We start from the raw sequence: 22064 nt of genomic DNA on the forward strand, positions 1-22064 counted from the left end.
CCGTCAGCGTAGCGTCTGCTCAACGAGCGTGACGAAATAGCGGAGCACGGTGGGGACGATGGCGTCGTTGAAGACATAGCGATCGCCGTGCAGCCCTTCGCCCGGTCTGACAGCTCCTGCGCCGACCCAGGCATAGCAGCCGCCGGCTTCGCGGACCATGTAGGCAAAATCCTCGCAGCCGAGGCTCGGGTTGAATGCGGTCTCGACCTGCTCGCGGCCGACAACCGCGGTTGCCGCCTGGACGGCCCGGTCAGTGGCAGCCGACGTGTTGACCAGCGGCGGGTAGCCTTTCTTGTAGGCGAGCTTGGCGGTGAGTGCATGCGCCGAGGCAATGCCTTGCGCGATGTCGCCGATCAGCCTTTCGCAATGGCCCGACAAAGTGGGCTCGAAGAAGCGGCAGGTTCCCTGCAGCCAGACCTTGCCCGGCACGATGTTGCCGACATTGCCGCCATGGATCTGGGTGATCGAAACGACCAGCGCCATTTGCGGGTCGACCGAACGGCTGACGATGCGCTGCACGGCTTGAACGAAGGCGCCGGCCGCGAGCACGGGATCGTCGCCTAGCTGCGGCATGGCGGCATGCGCGCCGGTCCCCTCAAAGTTCAGTTCGAAAGTGTCGACGGCCGCCATCATCGACCCGGCACGGGCCGCGATCTTTCCGAGCGGCAGCCCCGGCCAGTTGTGGACGGCGTAGATGGCTTCCACGGGGAAGCGCTCGAACAGTCCGTCCTCTATCATCCGCATGGCGCCGCCTTCATTTTCTTCCGCCGGCTGGAAGATGAAACAGACGGTGCCGTCGAAGGCTCTGTTGTCGGCGAGCAGCTTGGCGGCGCCGAGCAGCATCGCGATGTGCCCGTCGTGGCCGCAGGCATGCATCACGCCGTCTTTCTTCGACGCATATGGCAATCCTGTCTTCTCCAGCACGGGCAAGGCATCGAGTTCGGCGCGAAGCCCGATGGCGCGCACGCCTGGTCGTCCTCTGAGGACGCCAACCACGCCGGTGCCGCCTTTGCCTTCATGAACCTCGTCGAGCCCGAAGGTGCGCAGCTTGTCGGCGACGAAGCGCGCGGTCTCATACTCTTGGAAACCGAGTTCGGGGTTGGCGTGGATGTGATGCCGCCATTCCACCACCTGCGGGGTGAGGGCGGCGATGGGGTCGTTGTGCAGCATTGCGCTCTCCTTGCCGGCTATCGTAAATTCGGCCTTGTCGATGCCAGCACGTAAAGGATTTGCGCCGGCAGCGTCTTGAACAGGATTGACCGTGTCTGGAATTCAACAGCCTCAGGAGACGACGCAGTTCTGGCGTCATCCGCGCTTTCGCGATCTTGGCATGCTCAAGGCGCGCTTCACGCGGCATCGCTACCAGCTGCACACGCACCCGACCTATGTCGTCGCCCTGATCACGCAAGGGTGCGAGCGGGTCCGCATCGGCAACGAGACTGTCCTCGCGCCGTCGGGCACGGTTCTGCTCGTCAATCCGGAGATATGGCATGACGGCGAGGCGGGTGCCGACCAGGGTTGGGCTTACCGCACCTTCTATCCGTCGGCCTGGCTCATGGGTGCGATCGCGGACGAACTCGGGCAGGATCGCCCGCCGTTGTTTTCGCAAGCGATCGTCGATGATGCCGATCTCGTCCAGGCAGTAGGCGTCGCGCACTTGGCTTCGACATCGGGTGATGCCACGAGCGCCGAAACATCCATGCTGATCGCCTTGCGCAAGCTCATCCTGCGCCACGGCGATTGGGGCGGCCGGCGGCGCGAGGCGGTCGAAAGCTTCGGATCGAAAAGCCGGCTCCGGGTCTATGAACAGGTCATCGAAGACCATCTGAACTCGGACCTCGATTTGCAGCGGCTCGCTGAAGCCGCAGGCGTGACGCGCTTTCAAGTTATCCGCGATTTCAGGAAAGTGCTGGGTCTCACCCCTGCTGCCTTCATCCGTGACCGCAGGCTGCGCCGTGCCGATCTGCTGATCCGGCAAGGTTCAGATCTCGCCGGTGCCGCCTTTGCGGCCGGCTTCTCCGACCAAAGCCATCTCTCGCGCACCTTCCGCGCCGCGCATGGAATGACGCCGGGGATGTTCAGGCGCGCCGGGACGCTGCCCTCGTCTTGAGAAGTCGAGCCATGTCGGCGGCCTTTGACGGCATGCCGATCAGAAAGCCCTGCGCCTCGACGCAGCCAGCCTTGCGCAATATGTCGAGCTGCGCTTCGGTCTCGACGCCTTCGGCGGTGACGGTGATGCCAAGTTCGGCACCAAGCCCGATGATCGTGCGCACGATCGCCGCCGTGTCCTTGTTGTCGATATCGTGGATGAAGGAGCGGTCGATCTTGATCTTGTCGACGGGAAAACGCCTGAGATAGCCGAGCGACGAATAGCCGGTGCCGAAATCGTCGAGCGCGATGCGGATACCGAGTTCGCGCAGCTGTCTCAGCGTCTTCAGCACCGTCTCGCTCTCATCCATCAGCACGGTCTCGGTGATTTCCAGTTCGAGCCGGCTGGCCGGCACGCCGGAAACGGCCAGCGCCGAAATCACGCTGCGGGCAAAGTCGGCGCTTCTGATCTGCACTGCCGAGACATTGACGGCGATGCGCATTCCAGGCGGCCAGCCGGCGGCCACGCTGCAGGCCTGTTTCAGCGCCCATTCGCCCAGCGGAACGATCAGCCCGCTGTCTTCGGCGGCTGCGATGAAATCGTCGGGCGCCACCAGGCCGCGCGTCGGTGAATTCCACCGCATCAACGCTTCGGCGCCGACGATCTTGCCCGACGCGATGTTGGTGATCGGCTGGAACTCCAGCACGAACTCCCGCCGCTTCAGTGCCGTCTCGAGATCGGTTTCGAGCGCCAGGCGCGCCCGCACCAAGGCATCCATGCCGGGCTCGAAAAAGCGGTAGACGTTGCGGCCTTCGCTCTTACCGCTGTAAAGCGCCATGTCGGCGTTCTTCAAAAGCGTGTCGGCGTCCTTGCCGTCACCGGGATACAGCGCGATGCCAAGGCTGATGCCGACATGCATGTCGCGGCCCTTGTCGCGAAACGGCTGGCTGACGACAGCGACGATGCGTTTTGCCAGTTGTTCCGCATCGGTGGCGCCTTTGGGATTGAACTGCAGGATGGCGAACTCGTCGCCACCGAGGCGGGCGACCACATCGGTGTCGCTGCGCAGGCTGTGCCGCAACCGCTCCGCCACGCATTTCAGCAGCCAGTCACCGGCCGGGTGTCCCCAGGTGTCGTTGACGGCCTTGAAGCGATCGAGGTCGAGCGAGAAGATCGCCAACGGTGTATCGCCGGCCATCGCCTGGTCGAGCCGTTCGCGAAACATCGATCGGTTGGGCAGGTCGGTCAGCGTGTCGTAATGGGCAAGGTGGCTCATGCGCTCTTCGGCGCGCCGGCGCTCGGTGATGTCTTCGAAGGTCGCCACCCAGCCGCCACCGGCAAGCGGCCGGCGCGCAACCAGCAGCGTTCGGCCATCGGCAAGGCTGCGGTCTGTCGAACGCTCCTCACCGGCCTGCAGGCTGGCTCTGGTGTTGGCGATCTCGCCGTCGATGTCCATCGACGGATAGATGCGCAGTCGCACCATCTGTTCGAGCAGGGCGCGCTGGCTCATGCCGAGCGGGAAGTCGTCAGGCGTGACCTTGTAGAGGTCGAGGAAGCGCTGGTTGCGCACGATCAGCGTGCCTTCGGCGTCGTACATCAACAGGCCTTGCGACATGTTGGCGAGCGCCGCATCGAAGCGGCGGTGCTGCTCCTTCAGTTCCTGCTCGGCCCGCCTTTGCTCCGTAATGTCCTCATAGATCGACACCCAGCCGCCTGAGGCCAGCGGCCGGTGCGTGATGGAAACGATGCGTCCGTCCGACAGTATTTCCTCGTAGGTCGAGGCTTGCGCGCGCTCGATATAGGGCTTGCGGATGGCATACAGGTCTTCGGCGCTCTGTGAGGCGACACCGATGTCGACGCTGTGCTTTAGAATGTCCAGGAACGCGATGCCGGGCCGCACGATCTTCGCGTCGAGGGAGAAGATGCTGATATAGTTGCCGTTGCAGATGATCATCCGCTCGTCGGCGTCGAACATGCACAGCCCATGCGACATATTCTCGACGGCCGCGGAAAAGCGCTCGTTCTGGTGGCGCAGTTCGTCGGCGATCTGCCGTGGCGCGGCGACGCCTCCGGCTCCCCGTCTGCGGACGGGCGAACCACCCTTGACGTGCGCAACGGACATGAGGCGTGCCTGCTGACCGTGATCGAAACCCGGTACTGTGGTTACCGCTGGTTAATTTAGCGTATGTTCACTGCGCCGAATGCACGGCAACCGTTGCCTGGCGTTGCTTTTCAAGCGTTGCGTAGCGTTTGAGGAAGGCAGCTTGCGCCGAGGTCACCGAGTGCGGCTTAAAGTCGAAGCGGTCGGCATTGAACCCGCGCGGCCGGCCGAAGAACTCGGTTGCTTCCGCGGTCGAGAAACCGGCAAGCAGCGTCGCCTCGTAATAGGCGGCGATCTGGTCGGCGCGCTTGATCTCCTTGCGCAAGCCGACGCCGAGTTCGGGCGGCAGCGAAAAGCGCTGATGGATGGCGCGCTGGAGACGCAGCTCACACTCCTTGTAGGAGCCGCCCATTACCGATTTGAACGGCGAGATCATGTCGCCGATGACATATTCCGGCGCGTCATGCAGCAGTGCTGCCAACTGAGCGTTGGCCGAGGCGTCCGGCTGCAACTCGCTGAACAGCGCCTCGACCAGCAGCGAATGCTGGGCAACCGAAAAGGCGTGATCGCCGCGGGTCTGGCCGTTCCAGCGGGCGACGCGGGCAAGCCCGTGGGCGATGTCGGAGATTTCGATGTCGAGCGGCGAGGGGTCGAGCAGGTCGAGCCGCCGTCCCGACAGCATGCGCTGCCACGCGCGCGGTGGCGCTCCGACGCGATCGGCAGCCATCAGGCATCCTCCGCGCCGATGGCTTCCCTGGGAAAGCTGAACTGCGCCCAGGCCGGGATGGCGAGCGAGACGGTGACATCACCGGCCAGTACCGGCTGGCCAGCGTCGAGCGCCGCCTTGACCCGGTCGATGCGGGCAATGGTGAGGCCGGCCGTGCCCGCGGTCGAGCCGAGCGTGCCGACCGGCCGCCCCGCAACCGTCAGCTCCGAGCCCGGCGCGGGCAAGGCATGGTCGGCCGAAACGATCAGCACGCGCCGCCTGGCGGTGCCGCGATGCTGCATGCGCGAGACCACTTCCTGGCCGACATAGCAGCCTTTCTTGAAGCCGACGCCGCCGGTCTCGTCGAGCAGCACGTCGTGAGGGAAGGCATCGCCGAGCTGATAATCGGGACCGCTTTCGGCAATGCCGTTGGCGATGCGGAGCGTCTGCCATGCAGCCGGATCGCCACCTAGGGATGCGCCGCCATAGGAACGGCTCACAACCACATCGCGGAAGCGGGCATCGGCAAGTGTCGTTGAATCAGAAGGTGAGGCGCTTGAATCATCGCCCCACGCAACCGTCACAAGCACTTGATCCTGCTTCGCGATCTCGGCCTTGGCGCGCAGCTTGTAAAGCATCAGCCGGCGCAGGAAGTCGTCTGCGACGTCGGCACGGCAATCCAGCCGGAATCCGTCCTCGCCGCTACGCGAGATCAGGAAATCAAACAGGATCTTGCCTTGCGGCGAAAGCAGCGCACCGGGTTTTGCCGCACCGGCGCCCAGCGTGTCGAGGTCGGTGGTGAGGATGTTCTGCAAAAAATGCTCGGCATCCGGGCCTGACACAGAAATGAGAGCGCGGTCTTTGAGCAGGGCAAAAGGCATGGGCGGCAAAGAACCTGATCTTGCAAAACGGTCGGCCTTTACGTAAGCCGACGATACTCCCCCCGCAAGAGACCGAACGCCCATGGCCACCACCTACGACCTCATCCTGACAGGCGGCACGGTGGTCAACCATGATGGCGAGGGCGCGCGCGATGTCGGCGTCAAGGGTGGTCGCATCGTCGCAATGGGCGATCTTCGCCAAGCTTCGGCCGGCGAAGCGATCGACTGTCGCGGGCTGCACGTCCTGCCAGGCGTCGTCGACAGTCAGGTGCATTTTCGCGAGCCGGGGCTGGAGCACAAGGAAGATCTGGAGACGGGCTCGCGCGCGGCTGTGCTGGGCGGGGTCACCGCCGTCTTCGAAATGCCCAACACCAATCCGCTGACCACCAGCGAGGCGGCGCTTGCCGACAAGGTGCGCCGCGCCACCAGCCGGATGCATTGCGACTTCGCCTTCTGGGTTGGCGGCACGCGCGAGAATGCCGATGATGTCGGTGAGCTCGAGCGGCTGCCGGGTGCTGCCGGGATAAAGGTGTTCATGGGCTCGTCCACCGGCGACCTGCTGGTCGAGGACGACGAGGGTGTCGCATCGATCCTGCGCAACACCCGCCGCCGTGCCGCCTTTCACTCGGAGGACGAGTTCCGGCTGCGCGAGCGCCTGGGCCTGCGCGTCGAGGGCGACCCGTCATCGCATCCCGTCTGGCGCGACGAGATCGCGGCGCTTCGCTGTACCGAGCGGCTGGTGCGCATCGCGCGAAACACCCGCGCCCGCATCCATGTGCTGCATATCTCCACTGCCGAGGAAATCATCTTCCTCCAACAGCACAAGGATGTCGCCACCTGCGAGGCGACGCCGCACCATTTGACACTCGCCGCCGACGACTATGCGCGGCTGGGCACGCTGATCCAGATGAATCCCCCGGTTCGCGCGGCCCGCCATCGCGACGGCGTCTGGCACGGCATTGCGCAAGGCATCATTGACGTGCTCGGCTCCGATCACGCCCCGCACACGCCGGCCGAGAAGGCAAAGCCCTATCCGGCCTCGCCGTCTGGCATGACCGGGGTGCAGACGCTGGTGCCGATCATGCTCGACCATGTCAATTCAGGCCTGCTGACCCTGCAGCGCTTCGTCGACCTCTCCAGCCACGGCCCGCAGCGCATCTTCGGCATGGCCAGGAAAGGCCGCATCGCCGCCGGCTACGATGCCGATTTCACCATTGTCGACCTCCAGCGGCGCGAGACCATCACCAATGCGCAAGCCGGCTCCAGGGCCGGCTGGACGCCCTATGACGGCAAGGAAGTCACCGGCTGGCCGATCGGCACCATCGTGCGCGGCCGTCGCGTGATGTGGGAAGGCGAGATCGTCACGCCCGGGCAGGGCAGGCCGGTAGAGTTTTCCGAGGCGCTGCCGGCTTAGCGGTTTCTTGCTGCGTTGGATTTTTTAAGCGCTATCCACTACGTTAAGGGCATTATGAACGCAGATATCGCGCCCATGATCGTCCCTGCGGAGTTTCCGGAGCTCCAGGCGCTCGCCTGGAACCGCGATGCGGCACGCCCGATTCCGGCCGAAGAGGCATTTGCGCTGTATGAGCGTAATTGGCGGTTTGTCGATCAAAAGCGTCTTACTGTGCGTGAGAAGATGCTTATCCAAAGTTTGGCAGACAAATTCGGTCACGGCGTGCTCTTGACCGCCGGCTGATTTCCCTCACCTGATCGTTCCTCGCAGCCGGAATATCAACAGGACACACCGCGAGCGTCATGATGGAATTCAAGAGGCCCGAGCACCAGATCATTGCCGAAGCGCTCGGGTTGATGGATCGCCATTTCCTGACCGCAAACCAGTGCTGGTTCGGCGGTGGCACTGCGATCGTTATGAAATTCGGGGAATATCGCCGCTCACTGGATGTGGACTTCCTGTGTGCCGACAGTGATGGCTATCGCGAATTGCGGACCTCCGCAGCCGAACGTGGCGTCAGAGCGTTCTTTCCTGAGCCGGTCGAGGCTGTTCGGGACTTCCAGATCGATCAATATGGCTTGCGGACGATCGTGCGGTTGAAAGGCCAAACGATCAAGTTTGAAGTCATCCGCGAAGGCCGCATAAAACTGCGAGGCCATTTCGACGACGATCTGAATGTATCCGCCCTGGTCCCGGCGGATATGTTTGCCGAGAAGTTGCTGGCGAACGCGGATCGATGTCAGGACCGTGCAATTGCATATCGCGATGCCATCGATCTTGGAGTGCTGGTTGGCATCTATAAGGAAATCCCGAGCGACGCTGTTGGCAAGGCGAAGGCGGCCTATGGCGTGGATATCGAGCGCAAGGTGGCTTGGGTGGTAAACAGGCTGCGGGACAAGGAAGAATTGCGGCATGCCGCCGAGGTGCTGCAAATGGATCCCAACGCGGCGGTCGAAGCGATTTCGGCCCTTCGAAATGAAGGTATCCGCATATGGCCTGACACAGGCCTCGAGCTTTCTAGCCCTAGCCAGTAGCCATCCCAGGGGGATCGCCGTTCAATCCCCGGCGACGAAAAACGTCCACTGCCCGGTGGGCGTAATGCCGACGCGGTAGAAGATGTAGGCTCCGAACTGCTTCATGTCGTCATAGTCGCCGGCGGTGACGATCTTGAACAGTTCGACCCGCTGCCTGGCGTTGAGCTTGTCCAGCGGCAGGGCGAAGAAATATGGCCAGACATAGAGTTCCTGCGGTGTGCCGACGTCTACATGGACATAGCCGGCATTGAGCACCTCTTCCAGGATAGCGAGGATTTCCTGACCTTCCTTGTCGCCCGATAGCCCTTTCAGGAAGGCGATCGGGTCGCCCTCGATTTCGCCCAGCGACAATTGGGTCATGGTGTCGCCCTTGCCGATCAGCGGCCGCAGCTTCTCGATGTCGCCGCTGACGCAGGCCTCGACCATCAGATCGCGCATGCGCCTGACGGGCTCCGGCAATTTGGAAAGGTCGTAGACGACTTCAGGCACCGGCCCTTCGGGATCGGCACTTGGGTTGGCCACGCCGCCATCGTTGGCGGGGGCTTCCGGGTGGCTTTGTCCGGGCTCTGACGGCGATTTCGGCTGGCTGGCCGCCGGCGGCGTCCTGCCGGGCAGGTCGGGCATTGGCACTGAATTTTCAGACGGCGCCGTCTCACCATTGGCGGGTGGCCCGGCAGGAGCTGGAAGCTCCTCGCGCTTGATCTCGCTCAGCGCGCAGGCAGGGTTGCTGGTCAGGACAAGCGCCAGCGGAACCGCGGCGCAGGAAGCGGCAAGCCAGATGCTGAGGACCACGCCGCGAGGCCGGCCTGACATCGAAAAATTCACCGCTTGCCTCTCCTCGGGCCTAGGCTCTTCAGGCATGATGCCCAAACGACTCGCCGTCGTCAAAGAACCGGTAAGCTGGCAGTGCACCCTCTGAGACGCGCGACGCCTAGTGCCGAAACCGCTCCGGCTCGAATGCGCCGGCGATCACCTTTTCACGCATGCGATCGAGCAGGGCAAGGGCCGAGGTTTCGCCATTGGCTCGCAGCATCTCGCCGAACGCGGTTTCAAGCGCTGCCTCGGCGATGATTTCAGGTTCTATGCCGGCCGACAGACCTTCCGCCCAGGCCTCGCTATGGCTTTCCACCGCGGTCAGGCGCTTTTCTTCCCTGACCAGCGCGTCGATGTCGTTGACGCCATGTTCCATTTGCGATGTCCACCTTTCAAGCGGCGGTCCGACGGGTCGGATCCGGCTTGGCTGCCCCTATCTCACGCAGGCTAAGTAAGTGTCTGTAAATACGACATTTTTTTGATCGTCTTTACAAACTTCGTCGCCTGCGTTCGGTCCGATTCAAACTTAGCCGATTAGCCCGGTGAGCGGGATGAAAACCTTCAGTTTGAGTTAATTCCGCATTCGCGCGCTAACGTTTCGTTAATACTGTTGCGCAAGTGCAACACCAAGATTGCATCAACGTGCCGTGGATACAAGGCGGGTGCTCGAAAAGGCGTGGCTAAACGCCGTCTGGCGCTCGTCAGTTGCCGTAACGCGAGGCGATGTCGCGCGACAGCGTCTCGCCTTCCTTCATGTAGCGGCTGATGGCTTCGGTCGCTGACGGCGTGCATTGGGTATAGGTGCCGCCGAAGGAACGGTAGCCGCGGTTGAAGCTGGCGATGAAGCGGGCGCGCCGCTCGGGATCGGGATTTTCTGAATCGATCAGCTTTTCCATCTCGGTGCGCCACTGGTCGCCCTTTTCGCCGCACAGATTGCGCAGGAAATGCAGCGATCCCAGCACCTCGGCCAGTCGCATCAGCCCGGGCTCGAACGGCGACTCGGCGGCCAGCGCCGGCTGCACGGCAAAAGCCGTGGCGGCGGCGATGCATGCGGCAAGGAACAGCGAGGTGCGGGTCATAAGTCTATCTGGCGAAACATTTTGTCGCCTGCAAGGCGATTCTCGGAGCGGCAGATACCGGTCTGTTTCAGGCCAAGAGTTCTTCAGCCACCTCCATGACGTCACCCGCGAGCGGCAGCGTCGCCATTTCATCAAGACTATAGAAGGCGGCGGTCTCGGCATCGTCGCTGGCCGTCGCTTCGCCGCCGGCATAAACGGCGCCGAACACGGTCAGCAGATAGTCGACCGGGTGGTTCTCGCCGCTGCCGTCGATGTGGATGTCGCGAAGCGGACGATAGTCCTGCGCCCGCAGCCCGGTTTCCTCCAGCAACTCGCGCACTGCCGCTTCTTGCAGCGTCTCGCCGGGCTCGACCTTGCCGCCGGGAAAGGCATAAAGCCCCTGCGACGGCGGCCGCGCCCGTTTGACCAGCAGCACCGTCCTGCCGCGCACGACGGCGACCGAGACTGCGGGAAGTGTCTTGCGCTGCTCGTTCATCGATCTCGTTTTCGCCTATGTGAGGCCAAACCCTTGTGGACCGGCCGACGGCGAGCAGCTTTAGCGGTTGCGCAGCGCCGGTTCCATCGCCACGTTCGCGATCGGATCAATTCATCGAGCTTTCCCATGTGCGGACGCTTTGCCCTGACGGCCACGCCGGACCAGACCGCCGCCTTGCTCGGCCTGTCGGAGCTGGAGGATTTTCCGGCCCGCTACAACATCGCGCCGACGCAGCCGGTGCTGATGGCGCTGTCGGGGCCGCCGCGCATGCCGGGCTCGAATTTCCCGGATCGCCAGGCGATGCTGGTGCGCTGGGGGCTGATCCCCACCTGGGTCAAGGACACCAGGGAATTTCCGCTGCTCATCAACGCGCGTTCGGAAGGCGCTATTGAAAAAGCCTCGTTCAAAGCCGCCATGCGCCATCGCCGTGCCTTGGTTCCGGCCTCCGGCTTCTATGAGTGGCAGCAATCCGGCAGCGGCAAGAAGGGCCAGCCCTACTGGATGCGGCCGAGGCATGGCGGGTTGATCGCCTTTGCCGGGCTGATCGAAACCTATGCCGAGCCGGGCGGTTCGGAAATGGACACCGGCGCCATTCTTACCGTCAACGCCAATGCCGGCATCGCCCATATCCATGACCGGATGCCGGTGGTGATCGCGCCGGAAGATTTTGCCCGCTGGCTGGACTGCCGCACGCTCGAACCGCGCGATGTGGCCGACCTGCTCAAGCCCGCGCTGCCCGATTTCTTCGAGGCAATTCCGGTCTCCGACCTCGTCAACAAGGTCGCCAACACCGGGCCGGAGATACAGGACATGGGCATCGTCGAGCCCGGCAAGGTCAGGCGCCAGAAGCCCGGCGCGGACGACAGTCAGATGACGCTGTTTTAGAGCGCGCTCCCAAGAAGCCAGGTCCGGTCTTCGGGAAGAACCTGCTCAATAGGAAGAGCTGTTGTTTTCAGGCGCGCTATGGGCGCCTCAGCCTTCCGTTCCGGCGCACGCCTTGTCGGCGGCCGGCACGATGCCTGTTCAGGCAGCGCGGGGCGAAGTGATTTTCGGCGCCGGCTTTTTATTCTTCGCGGTATGGAGAAGGGCGGCGACGATCGCGGCCGGGCCGATCGCACGGTAGTGGTTGGCGAGCGCCGGTTGCTTGGCGCGGCTCGATTCCTGCTTGGTTCGTGACATCGATCTCTTCCCTGGTAACATTTCCGTGTCTGCGTTTGCCGGCCGAATCTGACCGAATCGTGACCTATGGTGGACTAGCCGGCGAATGTTTCATGACTGTGCCGACATGTTTAATAAAATGTTTCAGCGGCTCCTGACCTATGATCCAGCGACGCTTTTGCCGGAAGTTGCGACTTGACGGCAACACCGGCCAAGGCGATAAAGCCGCCGATGAAAACGTTTTCCGCCATTTGTGGCATTTGCATTATTGGCTAGCTTCGCGCTGGTCCGGACGTTTTCGCCTCATCTTTCCCCAGAGTGGACAAACGCCCCGGCCAGCAGGCTGGAGCCGATTTGTGCCTTGGCACAGGTTAGACTCCATCCAGAACTTAACGGGCCGGAAGGGCACGCATGTCTGACGCATCGAAGGGTCTCAGCCTCTACAACACGCTAACGCGGACGAAGGACGTGTTCCTCCCGCTCGACCCGTCGAATGTGCGCATGTATGTCTGCGGTCCGACCGTCTACGACTTTGCCCATATCGGCAATGCGCGTCCGGCGATCGTCTTCGACGTGCTGTTCCGTTTGCTGCGTCACCTCTACGGCGAGGCTGGTGTCACGTATGTGCGCAACATCACAGATGTCGACGACAAGATTAACGCCCGCGCGCTGCGCGATTTCGGCGCCGAGATCGCGTCGGGAAACCTGACGCTCAACGAGGCGATCCGCCGCGTCACCGAAAAAACCGCCGACCAGTACCACAAGGATGTCGCCGCACTCGGCTGCTTGCCGCCGACGGTCGAGCCACGCGCCACCGAGTTCGTCGCGCGCCGCGCCGACGGCAAGGTTGACATGATCACCCTCATCGAACGTTTGATCGAACGCGGCCACGCCTATGTCGCCGCCGGCGAAGTGCTGTTCGACACCGCCTCGATGCCGGATTATGGCGAGCTGTCGAAGCGCAATCTCGACGAACAGCAGGCCGGAGCGCGAATTGCGGTCGACGCTCACAAGAAGAACCCGGGCGATTTCGTGCTGTGGAAATTGTCGTCACCGGAAGAGCCCGGCTGGGACAGCCCATGGGGCAGGGGCCGGCCGGGCTGGCACATCGAATGCTCGGCCATGTCGGCCGCCTATCTCGGCGATGTCTTCGACATCCATGGCGGCGGCCTCGATTTGATCTTCCCGCACCATGAGAACGAGATCGCCCAGTCGCGTTGCGCCCACGGCACCGACGTCATGGCCAATGTCTGGATGCACAATGGCTTCCTGCAGGTCGAGGGCCAGAAAATGTCGAAGAGCGTCGGCAATTTCTACGCGATCGCCGAACTGCTGGAGACCGAAACTTTCGGCGGCCGCAAATGGCCGGGCGAGGTGCTGCGTCTGGCGATGCTGATGACGCATTACCGCGAGCCGATCGATTTCTCCGTGCGCAAGCTGGAGGAAGCCGAGAACACGCTGCGCAAATGGAAACGCGCAGCTGACCTGGCGCCGTCGGCAGGGCAAGTCCCGGCGGAGATTGTGGCGGCACTGTCGGACGACCTCGCCACCTATGCCGCCTTCCAGCAACTCACGCAGCTTGCCGGTGAGGCCGCGGAGGGCAACGAAGCGGCCGCATCTCTGAAGGCATCGCTGTTGTTCCTCGGCTTCGATATTGGCGCGGCCAAGGTCGACGAGGTTGCGGTCGCCAAGGCGATCACCAAGCGCTTGGAACTGATCGCAGCGAAAAACTGGGCCGAAGCCGATCGCATCCGCGATGAGCTTCTGGCGCAGGGTGTGCAGCTGAAAGACGGCAAGGATCCTATCACTGGCGAACGCGTGACGACGTGGGAGGTAAAGCGGTGAGGGTGGCGCGAGACACCGTTGTAAGATTGGCGAAGGCCGGAGCGACAGCCAATCTCCCCCCTTGCGGGGGAGATCAGCCCTCGCCTCGGTTTTCGCTAATCGCCAGCGCGGAGTGGCCTGAGCATGGGTCACGACCTCGTTCCATCGCGTCAGCGCAAGAATGCAAAGTCCATGCGTCGCGTCATGACCGATGCCGAGCTGAAACTGTGGAATGAGTTGCGGGCTCACCGGCTGATGGGGATGAGCTTTCGCCGACAGGTACCGATTGGGCCCTACATTGTCGACTTCGCCTGTTCGGCCCACCACCTCGTAGTCGAGGTTGATGGCAGTCAGCATGCCGACGTAGAAGATGCAGAACGCGACAAGGCACGCAGCGCTCAATTGAGTGCCAGTGGCTGGACCATCCTGCGCTTCTGGAACGACGACGTCATCCGCGATATCGACAATGTCTGCCAGCACATCGTCATCGAGGCCGGCTTGGCCGGCGCCGACGTGCCGGCGCCAGCAAGGGAGGAGCTTGTTTCATGATCGACCATCTCGGCATCAATGTCGCCGACTTCGACGCGTCGAAAGCCTTTTATGACCAGGCGATGGCACCGCTTGGCGCCTCGCTGATCTACATGGTGCCACTGGAATATACCGGCGGCGCCAAGGTCGGCGGTTATGGCCGCGACCGGCCGGTGTTCTGGCTGCAGGCCAGCGATGACAAGCCGAGGACCCATCAGCACGTCGCCTTCACCGCGCGCAGCCGCGCCGAGGTCGACGCCTTCCATGCCGCGGCGCTCGCCGCCGGCGGCAAGGACAATGGCGGGCCGGGGCTGCGCCCGCATTATCACCCGGACTATTACGGCGCCTTCGTCTTGGATCCCGACGGCAACAATGTCGAGGCCGTCTGCCATGCGCCCGAATGACTATGAAACGGAGTGAAACGCCATGAGCCTCGACAACCGGCCGATCTACACCGGCGGCTGCCAGTGCGGCGCGGTGCGCTTTCGCGTCGAGGGTGCGCTGGGTGACGCCTCGATCTGCCATTGCCGCATGTGCCAGAAGGCGTTCGGCTCATTTTACGCGCCCCTGGTCTCGGTGCGTGGCGCCAAACTCGACTGGACGCGCGGCGAACCGAAATATTTCGCCTCGTCCAGCCACGTCGATCGTGGCTTTTGCGGCAATTGCGGCACGCCGCTGACCTTTACCGCGCCCGACGGCGTCGGCCTTGCCATTGGCGCCTTCGACAATCCGGCCGAAATCGTGCCGCTGATCCAGTGGGGCACCGAGGCAAAACTGCCTTATGTCGACACCCTTCCGCAATTGCCGGGCGAGGACACGATGGCCGACATGTCGTCGGCGCCTTATCTTGCCGAGCTTGTCTCCTACCAGCATCCCGATCATGACACCGAACAATGGCCGCCAGAGGAAAAGTTATGACCGATGAAGTTCGAACCGGCGGCTGTCAGTGTGGCGCCGTCCGTTTCCGCATCAAGGGCAAGCTTGGCCGGGCGTCCATCTGCCATTGCCGCATGTGCCAGAAACAGTTCGGGTCGTTTTTCGGCGCCCTGGTGACAGTGCCCAAGGATGGCGTCGAATGGGTGCGCGAGGAGCCGACCTACTTCCAGTCGTCGGTCAACATCGATCGCGGCTTCTGTGCCCGCTGCGGTACACCGCTGACCTATCGCCAACCTGGCGCACTGGAGATCGCCATCGGCGCCTTCGACGACCGCTCCGATCTGGCGCCGCAGATCCAGGTCAACTACGCGGTCCGATTGCCTTGGGTGGAAACGATCTTTGACCAGCCCGTGCATCAGGATCCGGATTTCTACTCCCGCCAGGAGCAGATCATCTCCTTCCAGCATCCCGACCACGAAACCACGGACTGGCCCGCGCACGGCCTGAAGATATGAGCAATGAAATGAACAGTGAACTTCGTACTCTTTATCCAGAGATCGAGGCGTTCGAGTCCGGCATGCTCGATGTCGGCGACGGCCATCATATCTACTGGGAGCGCTCCGGAACCAGGGGCGCCAAGCCGGCCGTTTTCCTGCATGGCGGTCCCGGCGGCGGCTTCTCGCCAAAACATCGGCAATTGTTCGACCCGAAGCTTTACGACGTCATCCTGTTCGACCAGCGCGGCTGCGGGAAATCGACACCCAACGCCTCGCTCGAGGCCAACACCACCTGGCACCTGGTTGCCGACATCGAGCGGCTGCGTGAGATGTGCGGCTTCGAAAAATGGCTGGTGTTCGGCGGCTCGTGGGGCTCGACGCTGGCGCTGGCCTATGCCGAGACGCATCCTAATTGCGTCAGCGAGCTTGTCGTGCGCGGCATCTACACGCTGACCCGCGCCGAACTCGAATGGTACTATCAGTTCGGCGTCTCCGAGATGTTCCCCGACAAATGGGAGCGTTTCCTGGCGCCAATTCCTGAAGCCGAGCGCGGCGACATGATGGCCGCTTACCGCAGGCGGTTGGTCGGCGCCGATGGCAAGGCGCAGCTGGAAGCCGCCCTTGCCTGGAGCCTGTGGGAAGGTGAGACGATCACGCTGCTACCGGAGCCGGAGACCAGCGACAAGTTCGGCGAGGACGACTTCGCCATCGCCTTTGCCCGCATCGAGAACCACTATTTCGTCCACGCCGGCTGGCTGGAGGAGGGGCAGCTTCTGCGCGATGCCCATAAGCTCGCGGATATTCCCGGCACAATCGTCCACGGCCGCTACGACATGCCGTGCCCGGCGCGCTATGCCTGGGCCCTGCACAAGGCCTGGCCGAAGGCGGATTTCCACCTCATCGAAGGCGCCGGCCATGCCTATTCGGAGCCGGGGATTCTGGATCGGCTGATACGCGCGACGGATGGGTTTGCGGGGAAATGACAGCGCGCGGCACCCCCCTCTGTCCTGCCGGACATCTCCCCCTCAAGGGGGGAGATTGCCTGTCATCGGGCCTTTCGCAAATCTCCGTCGCTGCGGGAAAAGATCCGACGCTAAAGCTGCCGATCTCCCCCCTTGAGGGGGAGATGGCCGGCAGGCCAGAGGGGGGTGCTCGCGCGCCAACAGAACAATGACAAAGCAACGCCTCTATCTCTTCGACACAACCCTCCGCGATGGCCAGCAGACGCCGGGCATCGACTTTTCCGTCGAGGACAAGATCGCGATTGCCAAGCTGCTCGATGAGTTCGGCATGGACTATGTCGAAGGCGGCTATCCCGGCGCCAATCCGACCGACACCGCCTTCTTCCAGCAGAAGCGCACGGCGAAGGCAAAGTTCGTCGCCTTCGGCATGACCAAGCGGGCAGGCGTGTCGGCGTCCAACGACCCGGGCCTGGCAGCGCTCGTGCAGTCCAAGTCCGACGCCATCTGCTTCGTCGCCAAGAGCTGGGACTATCATGTCCGCGTCGCGCTCGGCTGCACCAATGAGGAAAACCTCGACTCGATCAACGCGTCGGTCGAAGCAGCTGTTGCCGCCGGCAAGGAAGCGATGGTCGATTGCGAGCATTTCTTCGACGGCTTCAAGGCCAATCCGGACTACGCACTGGCCTGCGCCAGGACCGCCTATGATGCCGGCGCGCGCTGGGTGGTGTTGTGCGACACCAATGGTGGCACGCAGCCCTCGGAAGTGCGCGCCATCGTCGACAAGGTCATTGTTTCAGGCATTCCGGGCGGCCATCTCGGCATCCATGCCCATGACGACACCGGCCAGGCGGTGGCCAATTCGCTCGCCGCCGTCGAGGCCGGCGTGCGCCAGATCCAAGGCACGCTGAACGGCATCGGCGAGCGCTGCGGCAACGCCAATCTGGTCTCGATCGTACCGACGCTGGCGCTGAAGCCGGCCTTCGCCGATCGGTTTGAAACCGGCATCTCGGCCGAGGCGCTGACCGGGATATCCCGGCTTTCCCGCGCCTTCGACGAATTGCTGAACCGTGCTCCGGAAGCGCAGGCGCCCTATGTTGGCGCCTCGGCCTTCGCCACCAAGGCCGGCATCCATGCCTCCGCACTGGCCAAGGAGCCGGCGACCTATGAACATGTGCCGCCCGAGGCGGTAGGCAACCGCCGCCGCGTTATGGTTTCGGACCAGGGCGGCAAGGCCAATTTCCTCGCCGAGCTGAAGCGGCGCGGCATCGATGTGCCCAGAGACGACCATCGTCTCGATGCGCTGATCTCGGTGGTCAAGGAGCGCGAGGCCGAGGGCTACGCCTATGAGGGCGCCGATGCCTCCTTCGAGCTGTTGGCGCGCAAAATGCTGCACGGCCTGCCGGAGTTCTTCAACGTCACTTCGTTCCGCTGCATGGTCGAGCGCCGCTTCGATGCCAACGGCCAGTTGAAGACGGTCTCCGAAGCCATCGTCAAGGTGATGGTCGAGGGCGAGGAGAAGATGTCGGTGGCCGAAGGCCACGGCCCGGTCAACGCGCTCGACATCGCGTTGCGCAAGGACCTCGGCAAATTCCAGAGCGAGATCGCCGACATGGAGCTCGCCGATTTCAAGGTGCGTATCCTCAATGGCGGCACCGAGGCGATCACTCGCGTCCTGATCGAATCGCATGACGGCACCGGCGCACGCTGGTGGACGGTCGGCGTGTCGGAAAACATAATCGACGCCTCCTTCCAGGCGCTGATGGATTCGATCGTCTACAAGCTGATGAAGAACCGCGACATGGCGGGATTGGTGGCGGCGGAGTAGGGTTGCAAGACGTGGGTTTCCTCGCCCCCCCGAAGTGGGGCGAGGAACTGGCGCCGCCCCTTGAGCCATCAGCGGAAGTCCATTGATCCATCATAATTTTGCGATGGTTTTGGATGGCCCACTGGGCCATAGCGTTTGCCATGGCCAGCGACACGATCCAGCCCGACGCCGACTCCAAAGCCCGCAGCGGCTTTCTCCTCGCGCTCGGCGCTTATCTGCTATGGGGCCTGTTGCCCTTCTACATGAAGGCGGTTGCGCATCTGCCGCTGATCGAGGTGATCGCCCACCGCATCGTCTGGTCGGTGCCGATTGCTGCTGCAGTGCTGGTCTGGGCCGGCCGCACAGCCGATTTCAAGGCGGCGATCCGCTCGCCGCGCAGCATCGCCATGGCGGCGCTGACGGCGACCCTGATCTCCGTCAACTGGGCCATCTATGTCTGGGCGATCTCGGTCGACCGCACCGTCGAGACCGCGCTCGGATACTACATCAACCCATTAGTTAGCATCGTCGTCGGCGCGTTGTTGCTCGGCGAGAAGCTCGACCGGCTGCAGATCGCGGCCGTGTTGCTGGCGGCGGTCGCAGTTGCCGTTCTGACCGTCGATGCCGGCAAATTGCCTTGGGTGTCGTTGGCGCTGGCGTTTTCCTTCGCTGCCTATGGGTTCTTCCGCAAGACGCTGCCGATCGGCCCGAGCCAGGGCTTTCTGCTCGAAGTGCTTTTGCTGTCGGTGCCGGCGCTTGCCTACATCGTCTTCCTGGTCGTCAACGGCCAGGACCATTTCATCTCCAGCAACGGCACCGATATGGCTTTGCTCATCGGCTGCGGCCCAGTCACCTCGGTGCCGCTGCTTCTGTTCGCCTTCGGCGCCAAGCTTCTGCGCCTCTCCACCATCGGCATCATGCAGTACATCGCACCGACCATGGTGTTCCTGATCGCCGTGCTGATTTTCGACGAGCCGTTCGGCACCACGCAAGCAATTGCCTTCGCGCTGATCTGGGCGGCATTGGCGATGTATTCCTGGTCGATGTTTCGTGGCCGTGAAATCCGCCCGGTGGCGTTGGCCCCGAAGTAGGGAGCCTTTCGATGTACGTGCTGCATATCGCCAACAAGAACTATTCGTCATGGTCGCTGCGGCCATGGGTGCTGATGCGCACCCTCGACATTCCGTTCGAGGAGCAATTGACGCCGTTTCCGACCGGGCCCAGTTTCGATCTCTACCGGGCGTTCTCGCCCAGCGGGCGCGTGCCTTGCCTGGTGGATGACGGCTGGGCTGTCTGGGATTCGCTGGCTATTGCCGAGTATCTCGCCGAGCGCCACCATGGTGTGTGGCCTGCTGAGGCCAAGGCGCGAGCCTGGGCGCGCTCGGCCGCCGCCGAAATGCATTCTGGTTTCACGGCCTTGCGCGGCGCATGCCCGATGAATTGCGGCTTGCGGGTGAAACCGTTGCCGATGTCGGACGCGCTGAAGCAGGATCTGTTCCGTTTGGGCGATCTCTGGAACGATGGCCTTGCCCTGTTCGGCGGGCCGTTCCTTGCCGGCGGCCATTTTACCGCCGTCGACGCCTTCTTTGCTCCGGTGGCGTTCCGTGTGCTATCCTATGGGCTGTCTTTCGAAGGGGCAGCTGCAGCCTATCCCCCGCAATTGCTTGGCCTGCCGGCCATGCAGGACTGGTATGCCGCGGGTCTCGCCGAGACCTGGCGGGAGCCGGACCATGAGGCGGAGGTCGCTGCCGCCGGCACCATCGTCGAGGATCTTCGCGCTACGGCGTGATGGGCAGCGCGGCCTCTCTCACTATTCACTATCACATCTTATCAATCACCGACTGCACGCCTTCCGTCGGCGCATCGACCGACGACCCCGCCACCATGATGGCGGCGACGATGGCCTCGGGGTCTTCGACCACCAGCGGCTTGACCCGTTGCGCGGTGTGGATGAAGCCTTCGCTGGCCATATGGTCGAGCAGCGCCAGCATCGGATCCCAGAATCCTTGAACGTTGGCGAAGACGATCGGCTTGCGGTGATGGCCGAGCTGGCCCCAGGTCATGATCTCGACGATTTCCTCGACCGTGCCGATGCCGCCGGGCAGCGCCACAAAGGCGTCGGATTTCTCGAACATCTTGTGCTTGCGCTCGTGCATGTTGTCGGTGATCAGCAACTCGTCGAGCCGGTCAAGCGCGGTTTCGGTCGCCTCCTTGTTGATGAGGAAGCGCGGAATGATGCCCGTTACCTTGCCGCCGGCCTTGAGCGCGCCTTCGGCGACTGCGCCCATAATGCCTTTGGTGCCGCCGCCATAGACCAGCCGCAGGCCGGCTTTGGCGAGCGAGCGGCCAAGCAGGTGCCCGGCCTTGGCATAGATTTCATCGCGGCCCGGAGACGAGCCGCAATAGACGCAGACGGATCGAATCGTGTTCATTCGTGATTGGTGATTGGGTCTGAATGCGGGGTCAAGCCCCAAGGGCTGACAAGCCCGGGCTTTTTCTTGTCGGTGCCGGCAAAACACGCTAGACCGGCTTCAGGTGGCTAAGGGGTAGGGGAAATATGGCTGGTAATCCATTGAAGGCGTTTCTGTTCGCGGCCGGTGGGACCGTCGCGGTCGTCGGAACCGCCTATGTATCGGGCGCACTCGACCCGTATCTGAATCCCACGCCGCCTGCGGCGATTGCATCGCTGACGCCGCCGGCTGAAAAGCTGGCCGATCCGGGGACCGAGGGAAGGCTGCCGCCGNCCCGCCGCGCCCACCGATGCCAAGGCTCCCGCAGCACCCGCGCCTGCCGACGCAACGGCTCCCGCGACCGAAGCTGCGGCTCCGGCGGCACCTGCCGCGCCCGCTGCTGCCCCAACAACCCCAGCGCCGGCCGCGGCCGGCCCGGTTGCGCCGAGCTTCGACGTCGTGCGCGTCGAAAGCAACGGCTCGATCGTCGTTGCCGGCAATGCTGCGCCCAATTCGAAGATCGAGATCCTCAACGGCTCCTCGGTGCTTGGCTCGACTGTCGCCGGTCCGGACGGCGCCTTCGTCATCGTTCTCGACGATCCGCTGAAGCCCGGCGACTATACGATTGCGTTGCGCGCGACGGCCGGCGATGTGGTTACCCCTTCCGTGCAGACCGCCGTCGTTTCGGTTCCCAAGGACGCCGCCGGCCAGGTGCTGGCGATGGTCGAGGAACCCGGCAAGCCGGCCGAGCTGCTTAGCGTCCCGGCGCCTGAGACCAAGCCCGCGGCACCGGCCGCCGGCGATCAGGCCGCTGCCCCAGCCGCTGAGGCGCCTGCTACGGCTGCGCCTGCCGTGGCCGCTGAAACAGCACCTGCTGCTCCGGCTGTGGAAGCCGCAACTGCGCCAGCAGTACCTGCAGCGCCGCCGGCGGCAGGCGTGGCTGCACCCAAGATCGTCGTCGAGGCGGTCGAGATCGACGGCAACAAGATCTTCGTCGCCGGTCTGGCTGACGCCGGCCGCAAGGTGCGCGCCTATGCCAACGATATCCTGCTTGGTGATGCGGTGACCTCGCCCGACGGTCATTTCCTGGTCGAGGCGACGCGCGACATCCCGGTCGGCAGCTACACCATCCATGTCGACGGTCTCGACGCCGACGGCGTGAAGGTCGTGGCCCGCGCCGCCGTGCCGTTCGAGCGCGAACCCGGCGAAGCGATCGCCGCCGTGGCGCCCGCGGAGGCCAAGCCCACCGAGACCAAGCCCGCCGAAGCAAAGCCTGCTGAGCCGGCCGCACCGGCTGCTGCCGAAGCACCGGCCGCTCCGAAGCCTGCGGCGCC

Annotated in this window: 24 protein-coding genes and 1 pseudogene; 15 read left to right on the forward strand and 10 right to left on the reverse strand. The window is 63.5% G+C overall.

Annotation, left to right across the window (positions count from 1 at the left end; all coding sequences use genetic code 11):
• Positions 1 to 3 precede the first annotated feature (3 nt).
• Complete coding sequence (locus tag X728_RS144205; RefSeq protein WP_023687295.1) at positions 4 to 1170, reverse strand: amidohydrolase; 1167 nt, start codon at positions 1168 to 1170, stop codon at positions 4 to 6.
• A 91-nt stretch (positions 1171 to 1261) separates the two neighbouring features.
• Between X728_RS144205 and X728_RS144200 the strand changes: the two genes are divergently transcribed.
• A complete protein-coding gene (locus tag X728_RS144200) occupies positions 1262 to 2110 on the forward strand; it encodes an AraC family transcriptional regulator (RefSeq protein ID WP_031195762.1) in 849 nt (282 codons plus the stop codon).
• Here the strand turns inward: X728_RS144200 and X728_RS144195 are convergent.
• The 3 genes from X728_RS144195 to X728_RS144185 form a co-directional block, all read right to left on the reverse strand.
• On the reverse strand, positions 2079 to 4211 hold the full coding sequence (locus X728_RS144195) for an EAL domain-containing protein (protein WP_023670259.1): 2133 nt from the start codon (positions 4209 to 4211) through the stop codon (positions 2079 to 2081). The genes X728_RS144200 and X728_RS144195 overlap by 32 nt on opposite strands.
• Positions 4212 to 4278: 67 nt before the next feature.
• Positions 4279 to 4917, reverse strand: coding sequence for an HD family hydrolase (locus tag X728_RS144190; protein ID WP_023670260.1), 639 nt, complete (start codon positions 4915 to 4917; stop codon positions 4279 to 4281).
• The gene (locus tag X728_RS144185) at positions 4917 to 5777 is read right to left on the reverse strand and encodes a folate-binding protein YgfZ (protein ID WP_023832482.1); all 861 of its coding nucleotides are present in this window, start codon (positions 5775 to 5777) and stop codon (positions 4917 to 4919) included. The genes X728_RS144190 and X728_RS144185 overlap by 1 nt, the downstream gene beginning before the upstream one ends.
• 82 nt (positions 5778 to 5859) lie before the next feature.
• Between X728_RS144185 and X728_RS144180 the strand changes: the two genes are divergently transcribed.
• The 3 genes from X728_RS144180 (at position 5860) to X728_RS144170 (ending at position 8264) form a co-directional block, all read left to right on the forward strand.
• Complete coding sequence (locus tag X728_RS144180; protein ID WP_023832483.1) at positions 5860 to 7191, forward strand: dihydroorotase; 1332 nt, start codon at positions 5860 to 5862, stop codon at positions 7189 to 7191.
• A 54-nt stretch (positions 7192 to 7245) separates the two neighbouring features.
• Positions 7246 to 7473 carry a hypothetical protein gene (locus tag X728_RS144175; protein WP_027049982.1) on the forward strand — a complete coding sequence of 76 codons (228 nt, stop codon included), beginning with the start codon at positions 7246 to 7248 and terminating at the stop codon, positions 7471 to 7473.
• Positions 7474 to 7535: 62 nt separating this feature from the next.
• Positions 7536 to 8264, forward strand: coding sequence for a nucleotidyl transferase AbiEii/AbiGii toxin family protein (locus tag X728_RS144170; RefSeq protein ID WP_023684480.1), 729 nt, complete (start codon positions 7536 to 7538; stop codon positions 8262 to 8264).
• A gap of 21 nt (positions 8265 to 8285) precedes the next feature.
• Here the strand turns inward: X728_RS144170 and X728_RS144165 are convergent, their stop codons facing one another.
• From X728_RS144165 to X728_RS0135890, 4 genes are all read right to left on the reverse strand, one after another.
• Complete coding sequence (locus X728_RS144165; RefSeq protein ID WP_023832484.1) at positions 8286 to 9089, reverse strand: hypothetical protein; 804 nt, start codon at positions 9087 to 9089, stop codon at positions 8286 to 8288.
• Between the two features lie 106 nt (positions 9090 to 9195).
• Positions 9196 to 9453, reverse strand: coding sequence for a hypothetical protein (locus tag X728_RS144160; RefSeq protein ID WP_023673564.1), 258 nt, complete (start codon positions 9451 to 9453; stop codon positions 9196 to 9198).
• Positions 9454 to 9778: 325 nt separating this feature from the next.
• Positions 9779 to 10156, reverse strand: a complete 378-nt coding sequence (locus tag X728_RS144155) for a TIGR02301 family protein (protein WP_023705383.1) — start codon at positions 10154 to 10156, stop codon at positions 9779 to 9781.
• Positions 10157 to 10223: 67 nt separating this feature from the next.
• Positions 10224 to 10631 carry an NUDIX hydrolase gene (locus tag X728_RS0135890; protein WP_023698665.1) on the reverse strand — a complete coding sequence of 136 codons (408 nt, stop codon included), beginning with the start codon at positions 10629 to 10631 and terminating at the stop codon, positions 10224 to 10226.
• A gap of 126 nt (positions 10632 to 10757) precedes the next feature.
• On the opposite strand from X728_RS0135890, the gene X728_RS144150 reads away from it, so the two are divergent.
• Entirely contained in the window at positions 10758 to 11516 is a 759-nt protein-coding gene (locus X728_RS144150; protein WP_023832485.1) for an SOS response-associated peptidase, read from the forward strand.
• Positions 11517 to 11654: 138 nt separating this feature from the next.
• On the opposite strand, the gene X728_RS1000000169345 is transcribed toward X728_RS144150, so the two are convergent.
• On the reverse strand, positions 11655 to 11810 hold the full coding sequence (locus X728_RS1000000169345; protein WP_023673568.1) for a hypothetical protein: 156 nt from the start codon (positions 11808 to 11810) through the stop codon (positions 11655 to 11657).
• A gap of 390 nt (positions 11811 to 12200) precedes the next feature.
• Here X728_RS1000000169345 and cysS point away from each other — a divergent pair, with 390 nt between their 5' ends.
• The 9 genes from cysS to X728_RS144105 all read left to right on the forward strand — a co-directional run bounded on the left by cysS (position 12201) and on the right by X728_RS144105 (position 20069).
• Positions 12201 to 13634 (forward strand): cysteine--tRNA ligase, encoded by a 1434-nt coding sequence (cysS, locus tag X728_RS144145; protein ID WP_023832486.1) that lies wholly within the window; start codon positions 12201 to 12203, stop codon positions 13632 to 13634.
• Between the two features lie 123 nt (positions 13635 to 13757).
• Positions 13758 to 14162: an endonuclease domain-containing protein gene (locus tag X728_RS144140; RefSeq protein ID WP_023832487.1), complete on the forward strand. Its 405-nt coding sequence runs from the start codon at positions 13758 to 13760 to the stop codon at positions 14160 to 14162.
• Positions 14159 to 14545: a VOC family protein gene (locus tag X728_RS144135; RefSeq protein WP_023692879.1), complete on the forward strand. Its 387-nt coding sequence runs from the start codon at positions 14159 to 14161 to the stop codon at positions 14543 to 14545. Before X728_RS144140 ends, X728_RS144135 begins: the two co-directional genes overlap by 4 nt.
• Positions 14546 to 14567: 22 nt before the next feature.
• Positions 14568 to 15059: a GFA family protein gene (locus X728_RS144130; RefSeq protein WP_023727579.1), complete on the forward strand. Its 492-nt coding sequence runs from the start codon at positions 14568 to 14570 to the stop codon at positions 15057 to 15059.
• A complete protein-coding gene (locus tag X728_RS144125) occupies positions 15056 to 15532 on the forward strand; it encodes a GFA family protein (RefSeq protein WP_023684470.1) in 477 nt (158 codons plus the stop codon). Before X728_RS144130 ends, X728_RS144125 begins: the two co-directional genes overlap by 4 nt.
• Positions 15533 to 15540: 8 nt before the next feature.
• Entirely contained in the window at positions 15541 to 16497 is a 957-nt protein-coding gene (gene pip / locus X728_RS144120; RefSeq protein ID WP_023832488.1) for a prolyl aminopeptidase, read from the forward strand.
• A 187-nt stretch (positions 16498 to 16684) separates the two neighbouring features.
• Positions 16685 to 18301, forward strand: a complete 1617-nt coding sequence (gene cimA, locus X728_RS144115; RefSeq protein ID WP_023684468.1) for a citramalate synthase — start codon at positions 16685 to 16687, stop codon at positions 18299 to 18301.
• Positions 18302 to 18441: 140 nt separating this feature from the next.
• Positions 18442 to 19371 carry an EamA family transporter RarD gene (rarD, locus tag X728_RS144110; protein WP_023673577.1) on the forward strand — a complete coding sequence of 310 codons (930 nt, stop codon included), beginning with the start codon at positions 18442 to 18444 and terminating at the stop codon, positions 19369 to 19371.
• Positions 19372 to 19382: 11 nt separating this feature from the next.
• A complete protein-coding gene (locus X728_RS144105; RefSeq protein ID WP_023832489.1) occupies positions 19383 to 20069 on the forward strand; it encodes a glutathione S-transferase family protein in 687 nt (228 codons plus the stop codon).
• Between the two features lie 31 nt (positions 20070 to 20100).
• Here X728_RS144105 and X728_RS144100 read toward each other — a convergent pair whose 3' ends face one another.
• Positions 20101 to 20712 (reverse strand): TIGR00730 family Rossman fold protein, encoded by a 612-nt coding sequence (locus tag X728_RS144100; protein WP_023673582.1) that lies wholly within the window; start codon positions 20710 to 20712, stop codon positions 20101 to 20103.
• 125 nt (positions 20713 to 20837) lie between these two features.
• On the opposite strand from X728_RS144100, the pseudogene X728_RS01000000167100 reads away from it, so the two are divergent.
• Positions 20838 to 22064: pseudogene (locus X728_RS01000000167100) on the forward strand (peptigoglycan-binding protein LysM); the annotation flags it as partial.

This window comes from Mesorhizobium sp. L103C119B0 (genome assembly GCF_000502235.1).
Classification (GTDB): Bacteria; Pseudomonadota; Alphaproteobacteria; order Rhizobiales; family Rhizobiaceae; genus Mesorhizobium.